The sequence below is a fragment of the Amycolatopsis australiensis genome (genome assembly GCF_900119165.1).
GTDB classification, from domain to species: domain Bacteria; phylum Actinomycetota; class Actinomycetes; order Mycobacteriales; family Pseudonocardiaceae; genus Amycolatopsis; species Amycolatopsis australiensis.
Genome location: NZ_FPJG01000006.1, coordinates 1356982 through 1370922 on the forward strand (window position 1 = coordinate 1356982; position 13941 = coordinate 1370922).

Sequence of the window (13941 nt, forward strand, 5' to 3'; positions counted from 1 at the left end):
CAGCCGGTCAGCCGCGCAGTTCCGGTACCCGGACCTCGCCCACCGGACGGCCGCCGCCCAGCACCGCCGGGTGCGCCGGCTCCGCGAGCCCCGACACGTCCACCCCGAGATACCGCAGCGCCTCGACCGCCAGCGGCGCGCAGGCCCGCTTGTTGCCGTCGTCGATCTTCATCGCCACCGCGAACCCGTCCGGCAAGGCGAACGCCTGGACCCCTTCCGCGCCGCCCTTGGCGATCAGGCCGGTCACGGCCGACATCAGCTCCGTGTCTTCGCGGCCGGTTCCGGCCACCAGCCACGGGTGCGCCCGCATGGCCGCCGCCACCGAAGACGACGGCCCGGACGACGCCGTGGCCAGCCGGCCGAACGCGCGAGCCAAGCCGGTCAGCGAGAACGCGAACAGCGGCGCCCCGCAGCCGTCGACGCCCGTGTGGGTGATCGGCTCGCCCGTCAGGTCCGCCACCGCCGACGCCAGTGCCTGCTGCAGCGGATGGTCCGGCTCCTCGTAGCCCGCCGTCGGCCAGCCCGCGCGCAGGCACGTCGTCAGCATGGCCGTGTGCTTGCCCGAGCAGTTCATCATCACCCGCCGCGGCTCGGCGGCGTCGCGCATGCTCGGCACGTGCAGCGGGAAGTCCGGCGGGCACGCCAGGTCGTCTTCGCGCAGGCCGGCCGCGTCGAGCAGCTCCAGTACCCGCTTGACGTGCCCCGGCTCGCCGGAGTGCGACGCGCACGCCAGCGCCAGGTCCTCGCCCGTGAAGTCCAGGCCGGACCGCAGCATCCCGACGGCCTGCAGCGGCTTGTTCGACGAACGCGGGAAGACCGGCGAAGTCACGTCGCCGAGGGCCAGCCGGGCGTCGCCTTCCGGGCCGGTCACCACCAGCGCGCCGCGGTGGACGCTTTCGACGAAACCCGAACGGACGACCTCGGCGAGAACGGGGTTGGTCACTGCTCGCCGGTCCCGCCTTCGTTCTCCAGCAGCTCGTCCACAGTGGCCGATCCCTGCTGGTAGCGCTTCGCGATCTCCGCGTTCAGCGCGTCCATGACGCCTTGGACCTCGCGCCGGAAGGACGACACCGACAGCTCTTCGCTCGCGTACGTGTCCAAAGCGGCCGCGAGCTTCTCGTCCGAAAGCGACCCGACGTCGGTCAGGTCGGTGTCGCCGATCAGGGCTTCGGCGTGCCGCCGGTGCTCGCCGGCGCGTGACGGCTCGAGCTGCTGGTGCCGTCCCGAGCCCGCGGCCGGGCCGAGCGCGTTGTCCGCGAGGATGGTGGCCAGCTGGTCGACGATGCTCGACTCGCCGCCGGAGCTGCGCCGCGCCTGCTCGGCGCGCACGATGTCGATCCGGGCGTGCAGGAGCCGGCGCAGGTAGGACAGGTCCGTCTCCTCCTGCGCGGCTTCGTCACGCCGCTCGCGCAGCACCTTCAGCGGCAGTTCACCCAGGCCGCTGAGGTACCCCGGGCCGAGCACGCGGTCGATCCGCCGCCTGCCACCGGGCCGCACTTCGATCACAGCGCAGTTTATCCCGGTTGAGCGTGATCTCGCCGTCAGGGCCCGGGCTTCAGCCACGAAGTTGCGCCGCCGCCGCCCGGCCCGGCGCGGGCTGCTCCGACGGCACCGAATCGGGGTCGATCGCCGCCTGGACGAGGTTGTCCTCCGAGCCGGTCAGCAGCTCCGCGCCCACCGGCGTCGAACGCTTGACCAGCGCCAGCGCGATCGGGCCCAGCTCGTGGTGCTGGATCACCGTGCCGACCCGGCCGACCGCCCGGCCGTCCAGCAGCACCGGGTCGCCGGTCTCCGGCGTCACCTCCGGCGAGCCGTCGAGGTGCAGCAGGAGCAGGTTCCGCGGCGGACGGCCGACGTTGTGCACCTTCGACACCGTCTCCTGGCCGCGGTAGCAGCCCTTGGCGACGTGCGCCGCCGAGCCGACCCAGCCGACCTCGTGCGGGATCGTGCGCTCGTCGGTGTCGACCCCCAGCCGCGGCCGCAGCGACTCGACGCGCAGGGCGTCGAACGTCCAGCTGCCCGCCGCGCGGGCGCCGGCGTCGGTGAGCCGCTTCCACCAGCCGGCCAGCGCGTCGCGGGGCACCGCCAGGTCGACGCTGGACCGGCCCGGCCACGGCATCCGCCGCGCGAACCCGCCACCGGGCAGCGCCGCGACCGCGTACGGCTCCGGGCCGACCTCGGCGCCGGCCGCGCTCAGCACGCGCTCGGCGTCCGGGCCGAGCACGGTCAGCAGCGCCAGCTCGCCGGTCGCGTCGCGGATGTCCACCTTGGACCAGAACTTCATCGCCTCGAGGTACTCGCGCAGCGTCTGCGGACCGCCCTTGGGCAGCGCGCTGGTGACGCTCGTGCCGGGGTCGGTGTCGAGGTAGACCGTGCCGTCGAGGTGGGCCAGCACCATGTGCGTCTCGACGCGGCCCTGGCTGTCCAGCACCAGCGCCTCGGTGCCGGAACCCTCGGCCAGCCCGGTCACGTGCTGCGAGATCACCAGGTGCAGCCACGAAAGCCGCTCTTCGCCCGTGACGGCGAGGAACTCGCGGTGCGACCGGTCGATCACGACCACGCCGCGCGAGGCCGTCCGCTGCTCCGCGAACGGGTCTCCCCAGTGCCAGGGGACGCCGGCTTCGGGGTGGTTGTCGGGCGGGGCGATGGATCCGGGCACGTCCAGCAGCGGCGAGCGGTACGGCATGCCTCCCAGCCTAGGTGAGTACCGTGTCGGCATGCGCGTGCTCGTCTTCCTCGACGGAACCCCGGCCGACCCCGACACCCCCAGATCAAGGTCGACGACCTCGGGCTGCAGCGGGGCGACGGCGTCTTCGAGACCATCCTGGTCGTCGACGGAAAGCCCCGTGAGCTGCGTCCGCACCTGGAGCGGCTGGCCCGCTCGGCGGCCATGCTGGACCTGCCGGAGCCCGACCTCACCGCGTGGGAACGCGTCGTCACGCTGGTGCTGCGGCAGTGGTCCGGCGGGCCCGAAATGGTGCTGAAACTCGTGTACACCAGGGGTTCCGACGGCGACCCCGGCGCCGTGCCGACGGGGTTCGCGCTCGGTTCGGAGTTGCCCGCGTCGATCCTCAAGGCACGCGCGGAGGGCGTCGCCGCGATCACCCTCGACCGCGGCTTCCCGCCGGACATCGCGCACCGCGCGCCGTGGCTGCTGCTCGGCGCGAAACCGCTGTCCTACGCCGTCAACATGGCCGCCCTGCGGGAAGCCGGGCGCCGCGGCGCCGAAGATGTGATTTTCACCGCTGCCGACGGTTCGATCTTCGAAGGGCCGACGTCGACGGTCGTGCTCGCGAAGGGGCGGACGCTCTACACGCCACCGCCGAGCATCGGCATCCTGCCGGGCACGACCCAGGCGGCGCTGTTCCGCGGTGCCGAGAAGGCGGGCTGGGCGGTCAAGGTGGAGCCACTGACCGTGCGCGACCTGGTCGAAGGGGACGGCGTGTTCATGGCCTCGAGCGTGCGCAAGCTGACCCGGGTGCACACGCTGGACGGCGAGCGGCTGCCCGGCTCGTCGGCGGTCCACGCCGAGCTCGTCGCGGCCTACGAGGCCGAATACGCCTGAGCCAGGCTGATCCGGACGACCGCGGGCGCCACATCTTCGGCGCGGTAGGCGGCGATCTTGTGGTGGCCGTCGATGATCAGCTCGCGGTCGCCGTCGGCCAGCACCACCGCGACCGGGCGGTGCCCGGTGCGGATCGCGGTCCGGTAGTAGCCGACGCGGGCTTCGTCGGACGGCGGCCAGGCGTCGGTCGGCGTGAGCAGCCGGTCGTCGGGCAGCCGTTCCGGGCCGCTGACGTGGTAGTCGCCGTCGACGAGCAGGTCGAGGACCGGGCCGAGCGTGGTGGCCAGCGGGCGGCGCAGCTGGCCGGTGGCCAGCGCGATCCGCAGCGACTGGGGCAGCTCCGCCCGCACCCGCGTGTTCACGTCGAGGAAACCCGTGCCACCGCTGATCGTCACCTGTTCCACGACTATCAGGACGGGCGGCGGCGCGACATGGTTCCGGCTCCTACCCGGACGGGCGCACGGCGTGACCCGGGTCTCACCCGCGTGGCGGTACCGGACTTTCAGGACACCCGGAAGCGCACCCGGGTGCCCGGACGCGCCTGGGCGAGCGCGCCGAGCGCGGCGCCGCGCACGACGGCCGCCACGGGGTAGCCGCCGGTCGTCGGGTGATCGGCGAGGAAGACCACCGGCAGGCCGCTCGGCGGCACCTGGATCGCGCCGGTGACGACGCCCTCGCTCGGCAGCTCGGCGTCGACGGCCCGGCGCAGCGGCGTCCCGTCCAGGCGCAGGCCGACGCGGTTCGACTCGGCCGTGACCGTCCACCACGCCGAGAGGCCGCGGGCGGGGTCGTCGAGCCAGTCGTCGCGCGGGCCGAGCGTCACCGGCACGACCAGGGCGTCCGGCGCCTGCCAGGGCACGACGACGTCCGCGCCCGCCGGGATCCCGGCCGGCGAGCCGAGCGGGAGCACGTCTCCCGCGGCCAGCGGCGCCGGGCCGATGCCGGACAGGACGTCCCGCGAACGGCTGCCCAGCACCTCCTCGACGGCGATGCCGCCGGACACCGCCAGGTAGCAGCGCAGGCCTGTCGGCGGAGTGCCGATCGACAGCGTCTGCCCGGCCCGCACGGCGATCGGCACGTGCGAGCCGGCGGAACGGCCGTCGACGGTGACCGGGACCGCGGGGCCGGTCACCGCGACCGTCGCCGACGCCGTGAGCCGCACCGACAGGCCGCCGAGCAGCGTCTCGATGCCCGCGGCGGCCTCGTCGTTGCCGGCCAGGCGGTTCGCGAGCCGCAGCGAAGAGACGTCCAGCGCACCCGACGGCGCGACGCCGAGGTGCGCGTAGCCGGGCCGGCCCAGGTCCTCGACCAGTGCGTACCGCCCGGCGTCGAGGACCTCCAGCGTCCTCATCGGACGCTCCGGAAGCGGACGCGGTCACCCGGCGCGAACAACGCGGGCGGGTCGGCGTGCGGGTCGAACAACGTCGCCGACGTGTGGCCCAAGAGCCGCCAGCCGCCGGGCGACTCGCGCGGGTAGACGCCGGTGAACTCGCCCGCCAGGCCGACCGACCCGGCCGGGACGCGGGTGCGTGGCGACTCCAGGCGCGGCTGCCGAAGCGGCTCCGGAAGCCCGGTCAGGTAGCCGAAGCCGGGCGCGAACCCGGTGAAGGCGACCGTGTAGACCGCGCCGGTGTGCAGTTCGACGACGGCGTCCGTGGACAGCCCGGCGTCTTCGGCGACGCGGCCGAGGTCTTCACCGTCGTAGCGGACGTCGAGCGTGACTTCGCGGGGCTCGCCGGCGGGCGGGTGCGCCGGATCGGCGTCGGCCAGCAGGGCCTGCACGGCCGCGACACCACCGACGACCAGCAGGCTGCGCGCCCCGGGCACGAGGTCGACGACCCCGTCCGGGCGGGCGGCCAGCACCGTGGCGTGAGCGGCCCGCATCTCGTCGAGGGAGCCGCAGTCGAGCAGGGCGGCGTCCTCGCCACAGGGCCGCCAGCGCACGGCCGTCAGCCGGCGACGCGGCGCAGCAGGGCCGAAGTGTGCGGCTGCATCTCCTGGCCCGCCATCGCGCGCTCCTCGACGTAGCCGAGGGAGCCTTCGATCAGGCCGTACAGCCGCTGGGCCGCGGTGACGTCCTTGGCCGTGGCCGTGCGGATCACCGCGTCGGTGCCCAGCTCCCAGGACGTCTGGTTGCGCGGCTTGCCGTAGTACAGCTCGACGATGCCGGTGTTGTGGGTGAGCAGCAGCTCGATCGTGTCGTCCTCCTGCGGCCGCCAGAACCCGGACTCGCGGGCGGCGGGGCGGATGACGTTGCCGTCTTCGTCCAGCAGCCACGAGCGGGACTCGTGGATGAGGAACGGGCGGCCGTCGTGGGAGATCGTCAGCTGCTGCGCGAACTTGTACGGGCCCTCGATGGTCGGGTAGTCGACCTCGCCCTCACCGCGCCACACGCCGACGAGCGGCAGCAACGCGAGACACGCGTCGTTGAGGTTCGGCCCCTCGCGCAGGTTCGCGGTGTCGTTGGGGATGGGCAGGTCGTCCCACAGCGGGAGGTTGCGCCCGCGGGTGCTTTCCGCGCGCTTTTCCGCTGCCGCGATGGCTTCGTCGCCGCTGGCGGTCATGGCTCAGCGCTGGTCCGCGTACAGCCGGTAGACGACGTACACGGCGAACCAGACGACGGCGATGCCCGCGAGCACCAGCAAGGTCGTAAAGAGAGCTTCCACGGCTGGCAGCTTAGTCCGCCCGGCCGCGTCCGGCCCGGCCCAGGGTCGCCGCGGTGAGCACGGTCACCGCCGGCAGGACGACGCCGGGCTCGCTCGCCGCGTCAGGTCCAGCGCACGGCGAAGGCCTCCCCACCGGAGTGAGGAGGCCTTCGCGGAAGGAACGTCAGGCGACCGAGATGGCCAGCTGGTGCAGGCCCGGGCCCTCGGCGGTCACGGACGCCTCGCCGTTGCCGGTGCGGTGCAGCGCGCGGACCGTCCAGTCGCCCGGGGCCGCGTAGAAGCGGAAGTCGCCCTCGGGTGAGGAGACCACCTCGCCGGTGAAGTCGCCGCCGCCGTCCAGCAGGCGGACGAACGCGCCGGCGACCGGGCCGTTCGCGCCCGTCACCTTGCCGGCCAGCACGACCTGGCCCTTCGTGTCGAAGTCCGCCGGCGTGGCCTCCTGGACCGGTGCGCCGCAGCTGTCGTCTACCGCCATCACTTGGCTCCCAACTCGACCGGCACGCCGACCAGCGAGCCGTATTCCGTCCACGAACCGTCGTAGTTCTTCACGTCCTGGTAGCCCAGCAGCTCGTGCAGCGCGAACCAGGCGATGGACGACCGCTCACCGATGCGGCAGTAGGCGATGGTGCCCTTGCTTTCGTCGATGCCCTCGTCCTTGTAGAGCTCCCGGATCTCGTCCTCGGTCTTGAAGGTGCCGTCCTCGTTGGCGACCTTCGCCCACGGCACGTTCAGGGCGCCCGGGATGTGGCCGGGGACCTGGGACTGCTCCTGCGGCAGGTGCGCCGGGGCGAGCAGCTTGCCGGAGAACTCGTCGGGCGAGCGCACGTCGACGAAGTTCTTCGACCCGATCGACTGGACGACCTCGTCGCGGAACGCGCGCAGCGACAGGTCCTGGTCCTTGGCCTGGTAGTTCGTCGGCTCGCGCTTGACCTCGTCGGAGTTCAGCTCGCGGCCGTCGAGCTCCCACTTCTTGCGGCCGCCGTCGAGCAGCTTGACCTTCTCGTGGCCGTACAGCTTGAAGTACCAGTACGCGTACGCGGCGAACCAGTTGTTGTTGCCGCCGTAGAGGATCACGAGGTCGTCGTTGGAGATGCCCTTCTCCGAGAGGAGCTTCTCGAAGCCCTCCTTGGAGACGAAGTCGCGGCGCACCCCGTCCTGCAGGTCCTTCCGCCAGTCGAACTTCACCGCGCCCCGGATGTGGCCGGCGTCGTAGGCGGTGGTGTCCTCGTCGACCTCGGCGAACACGACGCCGGGGGTGTCCAGGTTCTCCTCGGCCCACTGGGTGGTGACCAGGACGTCTTCACGGCTCATGAACAGAACTCTCTTTCTGGGGTTGACTCTCTAGGACGCGCGGGCGGGGCTGAAGCGCTTGATCAGCAAGTACATTTCGCAGCCGAGGCAGAAGTTGAAGGCCGCGTTGAGGAAGGCCGCGAACAGCGCGAACGCCGTCGCGACGATGCCGAGCGGGGTGATCCCCGCGGCGAACCCGATCGTGCCGGCCAGTGCGAACACGAACCCGACGGCCTGGGCGAACCGCAGCGGTGCCGCGTCCTCCCGCTCTTCGGTCGGGCCGAGGCGCGGCGCCACGAGCGTGCGGTACACGATCGAGTAAGGCGCCGGCTTCAACCCGATGAACGCGCCGATGGCGAACACGACGGTCTGGATCGCCAGCAACGGCCACCACTGGGTGACCAGGACGACCGCGAGGACGATCGTGGTCAGGATGGCGGCGAACCGCGGGCCTCGCGGGTCGACGGCCGGTCCGGCGGACATGGTTCCTCCAGCTGGAGTTCCAGGGGGTGCGTGCGAACGGCACGCGTCAGCGGCTTGGTGAGGCTGCCCGGGACCGGATCAGCGCCGGTCGGAGCGGGCGCGACACAGGCTGCTGCGGACGCGGCAGAGGTCGACTGCGCGTCGCTGCGTCAGGAAGGTGGTCAGCCCGGTCACGGGTGCGAGGGTACCCAGTGCTCCCTCAGAGTGGGAACCACGTTCATACCTTGGGACGATTCCCGATTCTTGGGACGATCCCCTGGTCAAGACGTCCGAGTCGTGAGATGGGGCCGCAGCGCGTCCAGCAATTCCGGGCCCTTCGGGACGCCGCCGACGCGCAGCAGCTCCCGGCCGTCCGGGGTCAGCGCGATCGTGGTCGGCGTCCGCAGCACCGCCAGCGACTGCGCGACCTCCGGCTGGTTCGTCACGTCCAGCTCGACGTGGTGCAGGCCGTCGGTCCGCTCGGCGAGCGGCGCGAGGACGGCCTTCGCGTGCCGGCACGGCGCGCAGAAGGTGGTGGAGATCTGGACCAGCGTCACCGCGGCCGCCGGGTCGAGCACGTCGGCGACGGGGCCGGGCAGCTCACGCGCGGGCTTCGCGGCCCGCACCCGGCCGTTGCGGGCCTTGAGCAGCGCGCCGACGGCTACGGCGGCCACCAGCGTCGCCACGAGCACCCACAGCCCCGTCACCGGCCGCTCCTTACCTGCTCAGGTCCGCGAAGGACACGTTCGCCGCCTCGCCCTTGATCGTCACCGATCCGCTCTGCACCCGCACGCCGGTCGGGGTGACCGACAGCGGCAGGTCCTTCGTGCTGATCGACGCCTTGAAGTTCGGCATCAGCGCCTTCTGCACCGCTTGGGGAACGACGGTGGTCTCCTGGTCATTCCCGAACTGCAGCCGCTTGGGGACGAAGTCGATCGTCCCGCCCTTGGCGTCGGCCTCGATCATCGCGAAACAGAAGATTTCCAGATCCTTGCCGGCGAACTGAAGGTGTCCCGAAATGCGGACACCGGTGCTCGACTCGTCCTGGGGTGCCTGGCCCTCGGTGGTCGTCGTGGTCGGCGTCGGCTCGCTCTGTCCGCTGTCGCCGTTCTGGACGTACTCGGTGGTCGACGGCTCGATCCGCAGGTCCTTGATCTTGTCCAGCGGCGAGAGGCGGGCGAGGTCGGCGGCCTTGATGGTGACCGAGCCGGTCAGCTTGCCGATCGTGATCGCCTTCGTGTTGCCGTTCGTGAGGTCCGACAGCGGCGCCGTGACGTCCTCCAGCTCCGCGTTCACCGCGACGTCCTGGAGCTTGCCGGCGACCGGCACGCCGGCGGCCGACACGCTGATGTGACGGTAGTCACCGCCGAGGGCCTGGGTGAGGAACGGGAAGCCGTGGATCGTCACCGACGGGTCGTCGCTCAGCTCCAGCTGCGTACGGGCCTTCTGCGAAATCATGTGCTCGGCGAACGCGGCCGCCCCGAAATCCGCGCCGACCAGCAGCAGTACCAGCACGACCAGGGCGATCACCCAGCGGCGGGCCCGGCGGCCGCGGCGCCGCGCGTCCGGCCTCGGTGCGGGTCGGTCGTCCCGGGTCACGGGCCTGCTCACCATCGCGTCCGTACTCCTGTTCGTCGGGGACACCGGGGGTTTCTCCAGGTGTGATCGATCCAGCAAGGGTTAGGTGCCCGGCCGTTCAGCCGCTATTCTCACTTAGCACCGGCAGACGCCACCCGTGAGGCGACGACTTGTGAAGGCGGTGCGGCTGATGAGCCTGGACCTTCTGGTACTGACTGCGGAAGCCGACGCCACTTCGGTGCTCCCCGCGCTGGACCTGCTGCCGCACACCGTACGCGTCCGCGCTCCCGAAGTGACGGCCCTGCTGGACGCGGGCCACCGTGACGTGATCCTCCTGGACGCCCGCAGCGACCTGGCCTCGGCGAAGAGCCTCTGCCGGCTGCTCAAGGGCACCGGCGAGGAGGAGGCCGCGACACCGATCATCGCCGTCGTCGGCGAAGGCGGGCTGGTCGCGGTCAGCGCCGAGTGGCGCACCGACGACATCCTGCTGCCCACCGCCGGGCCTGCCGAGGTGGACGCCCGGCTGCGGCTGGTCACCACCCGCGACGGCGGCTCCGCGCAGGTCGACGCCGAGCTGCGGGTCGGCGAGCTGGTCATCGACGAGGCGACCTACACCGCGCGGCTGCGCAAGCGCACCCTGGAGCTCACCTACAAGGAGTTCGAGCTGCTCAAGTACCTCGCGCAGCACGCCGGCCGGGTGTTCACCCGCGCCCAGCTGCTGCAGGAGGTGTGGGGTTACGACTTCTTCGGCGGCACCCGCACGGTCGACGTGCACGTCCGGCGGCTGCGCGCCAAGCTCGGCCCCGAGCACGAGCAGATGATCGGCACCGTGCGCAACGTCGGCTACAAGTTCGAACGGCCGGCCAAGGTCGGCGTCCCCCGCCAGGCCCCGGCCGAGGCGCCGGCGGAAACCCCCGAACTCACGCACTGAGGTCCCCACCTTCACCAGGACGCGTCTCCGGTCTTCGCGTTGCTTCTCGCGCGGGTACGGTCGCAGGGTGAGCGGAGACGGCGAGTGGCGGCAGGAACTGGACGAGCGGCAGCTCGACGACGTGCGCGGGCTGCTGCTGGCCGTGCGTGACGCCGACGGGCGGCCCGAGGTCGAGCCCGAAGGCGCGTTGCCCGGTGAGTTCGACGGCGGTGAGCACCTCGTCGCGTGCATCGACGGCGACGTGGTCGGCTACGCGCACCTGGACACCACGGGCGACTCCTTCGGCCACCAGGTCGTCGAGCTGTTCGTGCACCCCGCCCACCGCAACCGCGGCTACGGCGCGAAGCTGCTCCAGGCGGTCGACGAGCGTGCCGCGGTCGGTTTCCGCGTCTGGGCGCACGGCGACCACCCCGCGGCGCGGCGGCTGGCGCAGAAGGCGGGCCTGGAACGCAAGCGCGAGCTGCTGATCCTGCACGTCGACGTCGAAGGCGCGGACTGGCCGGAGCCGGTCCTGCGCGACGGCGTCTCGTTGCGGACGTTCGTGCCGGGCCAGGACGAGGACGCCGTCGCGCGGGTCAACGCGCGGGCCTTCGACTGGCACCCCGAGCAGGGCGCGCTGACCGCCGACGACGTCCGCGCCGACGAGCGCCGGCCGTGGTTCGACGCCGACGGGTTCTTCCTCGCCGAACAGAAGGGCGAGGTCGTCGGCTTCCACTGGACGAAGGTGCACGAGCCGGTGCCCGGCCGGTTCGGTGGCGAGCGCGTCGGCGAGGTGTACGTCGTCGGCGTCGACCCGGCCGCGCAGGGCGGCGGGCTCGGCCGGGCGCTGACCCTGGCCGGGCTGCGGTACCTCGCGAGCCGGGGGCTGCGCCAGATCATCTTGTACGTCGAAGGCGACAACGCACCGGCGCTCGCGGTCTACACCAAGCTCGGGTTCAGGCGTCACGAAACCGACGTTCAGTACGGTCGGTGAACACGATGGACACCGCGCGAACAGTCCGTCACGGTGTGCGAACGCGCAGGTCACAGGCGGGACACGGCACCCTTCCGGAGTAGTAGCACTGCTCACATCCGGCGCCTTGTTCACTTTGCGTTCATCTGGAGAGGGCCACCCGTCCACCGTGGCTGCCTAATGTCCGGATCCGGCGCGGCAGCATGCCGCGGCGACCCGGTCAAGCTCCTGATGGAGGAAACAGCAGTGAAGATCATGCGGCCCCTGAGCGCGGTGGGCATCGTCGCGAGCGCCGCCCTCGTGCTCGCCGCCTGTGGTTCCGACCCCGCGGCGACCAACAGCAGCAGCTCGAACTCGGCTTCGGCGCCCGCTGCCACCGGCACCGCCGACGTGGAGTGCGGTGGCAAGACCCCGCTGTCCGCGGAAGGTTCGTCGGCCCAGAAGAGCGCCATCGAAATCTTCACGCAGCAGTACACCAAGAAGTGCGCCGGCCAGCAGGTCAACTACAACCCGAGCGGCTCCGGCGCGGGCGTCAAGCAGTTCAACGCCAACCAGATCGACTTCGGCGGCTCGGACTCGCCGATCAAGGACGCCGACCTCGAGGCGGCCAACAAGCGCTGCGCGAGCGACGCGTGGAACATCCCGCTGGTCGTCGGCCCGATCGCGGTCGCCTACAAGCTGTCCGGCGTGGACAAGCTGGTGCTGACCCCGTCGGTGACCGCCAAGATCTTCAGCGGCGCCATCACCAAGTGGAACGACCCGGCCATCAAGGCGGTCAAGGGCAACGAGAGCCTGAACCTGCCGGACAAGCCGATCCAGGTCATCTCCCGCTCCGACGAGTCGGGCACCACCGACAACTTCCAGAAGTACCTGGGCGCGGCGGCGAAGGCCGACTGGACCAAGGGCGCGGGCAAGAAGTTCAACGGCGGCGTCGGCAACGGTGCGCAGGGCTCCAACGGTGTCGCGACCGCGGTGAAGGCCTCCGACGGCGGCATCACCTACGTCGAGGGCGCCTTCGCCAAGGACGGCCTGACCCCGGCGCTGATCGACAGCGGCTCCGGCGGCGTCGAGCTGAACGCGGCGAACGTGGCGAAGTCCCTCGACGCGGCGAAGTTCCTCAAGGAAGGCTCGAACGACCTCGCGCTCGACCTCAACGGCATCTACGCCAGCAACACCCCGGGCGCCTACCCGCTGCTGCTGACGACCTACGAGATCGTCTGCTCGAAGTACGCGGACCCGAACGTCGCGAAGGCCGTGAAGGCGTTCCTGACGGTCGCGGCGACCGACGGCCAGCAGCCGCTGTCCTCCAAGGGTTACGTCCCGATCCCGCAGTCGCTGCAGAGCAAGGTGCTGACCGCCGTCAAGGCGATCTCCTGAACCGGCGTTGCGACTGAATACCGAGTGATAGAGGCTGGTCAGAAGTAGCTGATGAGCGAGTCATCCTCGACGCGAACGCCCACCGGCGACCCCGGTGGGCGTTCGTCGTCCGCCACGAAGCCCCCGGAGGTCCCGATTTCGGAGCAACCAGCCCCGCCGGCGGCGAGCGAGCCGCCCGCGAGCGACAAACCGAAGAAGGTGCGGCCCGGTGACCGCATCTTCCAGAACCTGACCACCGGGGCCGGGATCTTCGTCGTCGCCCTGATCGGCCTGATCGGGCTCTTCCTGCTCATCCAGGCCATCCCGGCGCTGAAAGCCGACAAGGTCAACTTCCTGACCAACCACGGCTGGTCGACCAGCGACCCGGCGAACATGTCGTTCGGCATCCTCGACCTGCTCGAGGTGACCGTGGCGACGTCGCTCGTCGCGCTGGTCATCGCGATGCCGGTCTCGCTGGGCATCGCGCTGTTCCTGACCCAGTACGCGCCGCCGCGGCTGGCGCGGCCGTTCGCCTACATCATCGACCTGCTCGCCGCGGTGCCGTCGATCATCTTCGGCCTCTGGGGCATCCTCGTGTTCGCCCCGGCGATCGAGCCGTTCGCGAAGTGGATCAACGACACGTTCTCGTGGTTCCCGATCCTCGCGCCCGGCAACGTCGCGCCCAGCGTGCGCGGCACCATCTTCACCGCGGGCATCGTGCTGGCGGTGATGATCCTGCCGATCATCACCTCGCTGTCCCGCGAAGTGTTCGAGCGGACGCCGACCCCGCACATCGAAGGCGCGCTGGCGCTCGGCGCCACGCGCTGGGAAGTCATCCGCACCACGGTCCTGCCGTTCGGCAAGGCCGGTTACGTCGGCGCGTCCATGCTCGGCCTCGGCCGCGCGCTGGGCGAGACGATCGCGCTGGCCGTCATCCTGCTCATCCCGCAGGGCAAGAACTTCGACTGGAGCCTCTTCGACGGTGGTGCCACGTTCGCCTCGAAGATCGCCGCGAACTACAGCGAGTTCAACAACGAGGTCTCGGCCGGCGCGTACATCGCGGCCGGCCTCGTGCTGTTCGTGCTGACCTTCGTCGTGAACTTCTTCGCCCGCTCCATCATCGGCAAGAAGGGGGACTGAG

General features: G+C 71.4%; 16 protein-coding genes and 1 pseudogene. 5 read left to right on the plus strand and 12 right to left on the minus strand.

The annotated features are described in order from the left end of the window. Positions 1-7: 7 nt before the first annotated feature. From BT341_RS07710 to ygfZ, 3 genes are read right to left on the minus strand one after another with little or no spacing between them, the layout of a single operon-like run. Positions 8-943 carry an asparaginase gene (locus BT341_RS07710; RefSeq protein WP_072475621.1) on the minus strand — a complete coding sequence of 312 codons (936 nt, stop codon included), beginning with the start codon at positions 941-943 and terminating at the stop codon, positions 8-10. Continuing rightward, positions 940-1506 (minus strand): RsiG family protein, encoded by a 567-nt coding sequence (locus BT341_RS07715; RefSeq protein ID WP_072475622.1) that lies wholly within the window; start codon positions 1504-1506, stop codon positions 940-942. The genes BT341_RS07710 and BT341_RS07715 overlap by 4 nt, the downstream gene beginning before the upstream one ends. Positions 1507-1555: 49 nt before the next feature. Beyond that, positions 1556-2686: a CAF17-like 4Fe-4S cluster assembly/insertion protein YgfZ gene (gene ygfZ, locus BT341_RS07720; RefSeq protein WP_072475623.1), complete on the minus strand. Its 1131-nt coding sequence runs from the start codon at positions 2684-2686 to the stop codon at positions 1556-1558. A gap of 31 nt (positions 2687-2717) precedes the next feature. Here ygfZ and BT341_RS07725 point away from each other — a divergent pair. Then, a pseudogene (locus tag BT341_RS07725) lies at positions 2718-3565 on the plus strand (aminodeoxychorismate lyase). On the opposite strand, the gene BT341_RS07730 reads toward BT341_RS07725, so the two are convergent. The 9 genes from BT341_RS07730 to BT341_RS07770 all read right to left on the minus strand — a co-directional run bounded on the left by BT341_RS07730 (position 3544) and on the right by BT341_RS07770 (position 9597). Continuing rightward, entirely contained in the window at positions 3544-3969 is a 426-nt protein-coding gene (locus tag BT341_RS07730) for a hypothetical protein (protein WP_177328762.1), read from the minus strand. The pseudogene BT341_RS07725 and the gene BT341_RS07730 sit on opposite strands and share 22 nt — an antisense overlap. Positions 3970-4067: 98 nt before the next feature. Continuing rightward, positions 4068-4916 (minus strand): 5-oxoprolinase subunit C family protein, encoded by an 849-nt coding sequence (locus tag BT341_RS07735; RefSeq protein WP_072475624.1) that lies wholly within the window; start codon positions 4914-4916, stop codon positions 4068-4070. After that, on the minus strand, positions 4913-5509 hold the full coding sequence (locus tag BT341_RS07740; RefSeq protein ID WP_072475625.1) for a 5-oxoprolinase subunit B family protein: 597 nt from the start codon (positions 5507-5509) through the stop codon (positions 4913-4915). Before BT341_RS07740 ends, BT341_RS07735 begins: the two co-directional genes overlap by 4 nt. Positions 5510-5514: 5 nt before the next feature. After that, entirely contained in the window at positions 5515-6129 is a 615-nt protein-coding gene (locus BT341_RS07745; protein WP_072475626.1) for a heme-binding beta-barrel domain-containing protein, read from the minus strand. 265 nt (positions 6130-6394) lie between these two features. Next, entirely contained in the window at positions 6395-6706 is a 312-nt protein-coding gene (locus BT341_RS07750) for a DUF1416 domain-containing protein (protein WP_072475627.1), read from the minus strand. Next, entirely contained in the window at positions 6706-7542 is an 837-nt protein-coding gene (locus tag BT341_RS07755) for a sulfurtransferase (protein WP_072475628.1), read from the minus strand. Before BT341_RS07755 ends, BT341_RS07750 begins: the two co-directional genes overlap by 1 nt. A gap of 30 nt (positions 7543-7572) precedes the next feature. Further along, on the minus strand, positions 7573-8004 hold the full coding sequence (locus BT341_RS07760) for a DUF4395 domain-containing protein (RefSeq protein WP_072475629.1): 432 nt from the start codon (positions 8002-8004) through the stop codon (positions 7573-7575). A 260-nt stretch (positions 8005-8264) separates the two neighbouring features. Further along, complete coding sequence (locus tag BT341_RS07765) at positions 8265-8690, minus strand: TlpA family protein disulfide reductase (protein ID WP_072475630.1); 426 nt, start codon at positions 8688-8690, stop codon at positions 8265-8267. A 10-nt stretch (positions 8691-8700) separates the two neighbouring features. Beyond that, the gene (locus tag BT341_RS07770; RefSeq protein ID WP_143168502.1) at positions 8701-9597 is read right to left on the minus strand and encodes an LmeA family phospholipid-binding protein; all 897 of its coding nucleotides are present in this window, start codon (positions 9595-9597) and stop codon (positions 8701-8703) included. Between the two features lie 154 nt (positions 9598-9751). Between BT341_RS07770 and BT341_RS07775 the strand changes: the two genes are divergently transcribed. The 4 genes from BT341_RS07775 (at position 9752) to pstC (ending at position 13940) form a co-directional block, all read left to right on the plus strand. Beyond that, complete coding sequence (locus BT341_RS07775) at positions 9752-10492, plus strand: response regulator transcription factor (RefSeq protein WP_072481837.1); 741 nt, start codon at positions 9752-9754, stop codon at positions 10490-10492. A 67-nt stretch (positions 10493-10559) separates the two neighbouring features. Next, complete coding sequence (gene mshD, locus BT341_RS07780) at positions 10560-11465, plus strand: mycothiol synthase (RefSeq protein ID WP_072475631.1); 906 nt, start codon at positions 10560-10562, stop codon at positions 11463-11465. A gap of 225 nt (positions 11466-11690) precedes the next feature. After that, the gene (pstS, locus tag BT341_RS07785; RefSeq protein ID WP_072475632.1) at positions 11691-12821 is read left to right on the plus strand and encodes a phosphate ABC transporter substrate-binding protein PstS; all 1131 of its coding nucleotides are present in this window, start codon (positions 11691-11693) and stop codon (positions 12819-12821) included. Between the two features lie 198 nt (positions 12822-13019). Further along, on the plus strand, positions 13020-13940 hold the full coding sequence (pstC, locus tag BT341_RS07790; RefSeq protein ID WP_072475633.1) for a phosphate ABC transporter permease subunit PstC: 921 nt from the start codon (positions 13020-13022) through the stop codon (positions 13938-13940). Position 13941 lies beyond the last annotated feature (1 nt).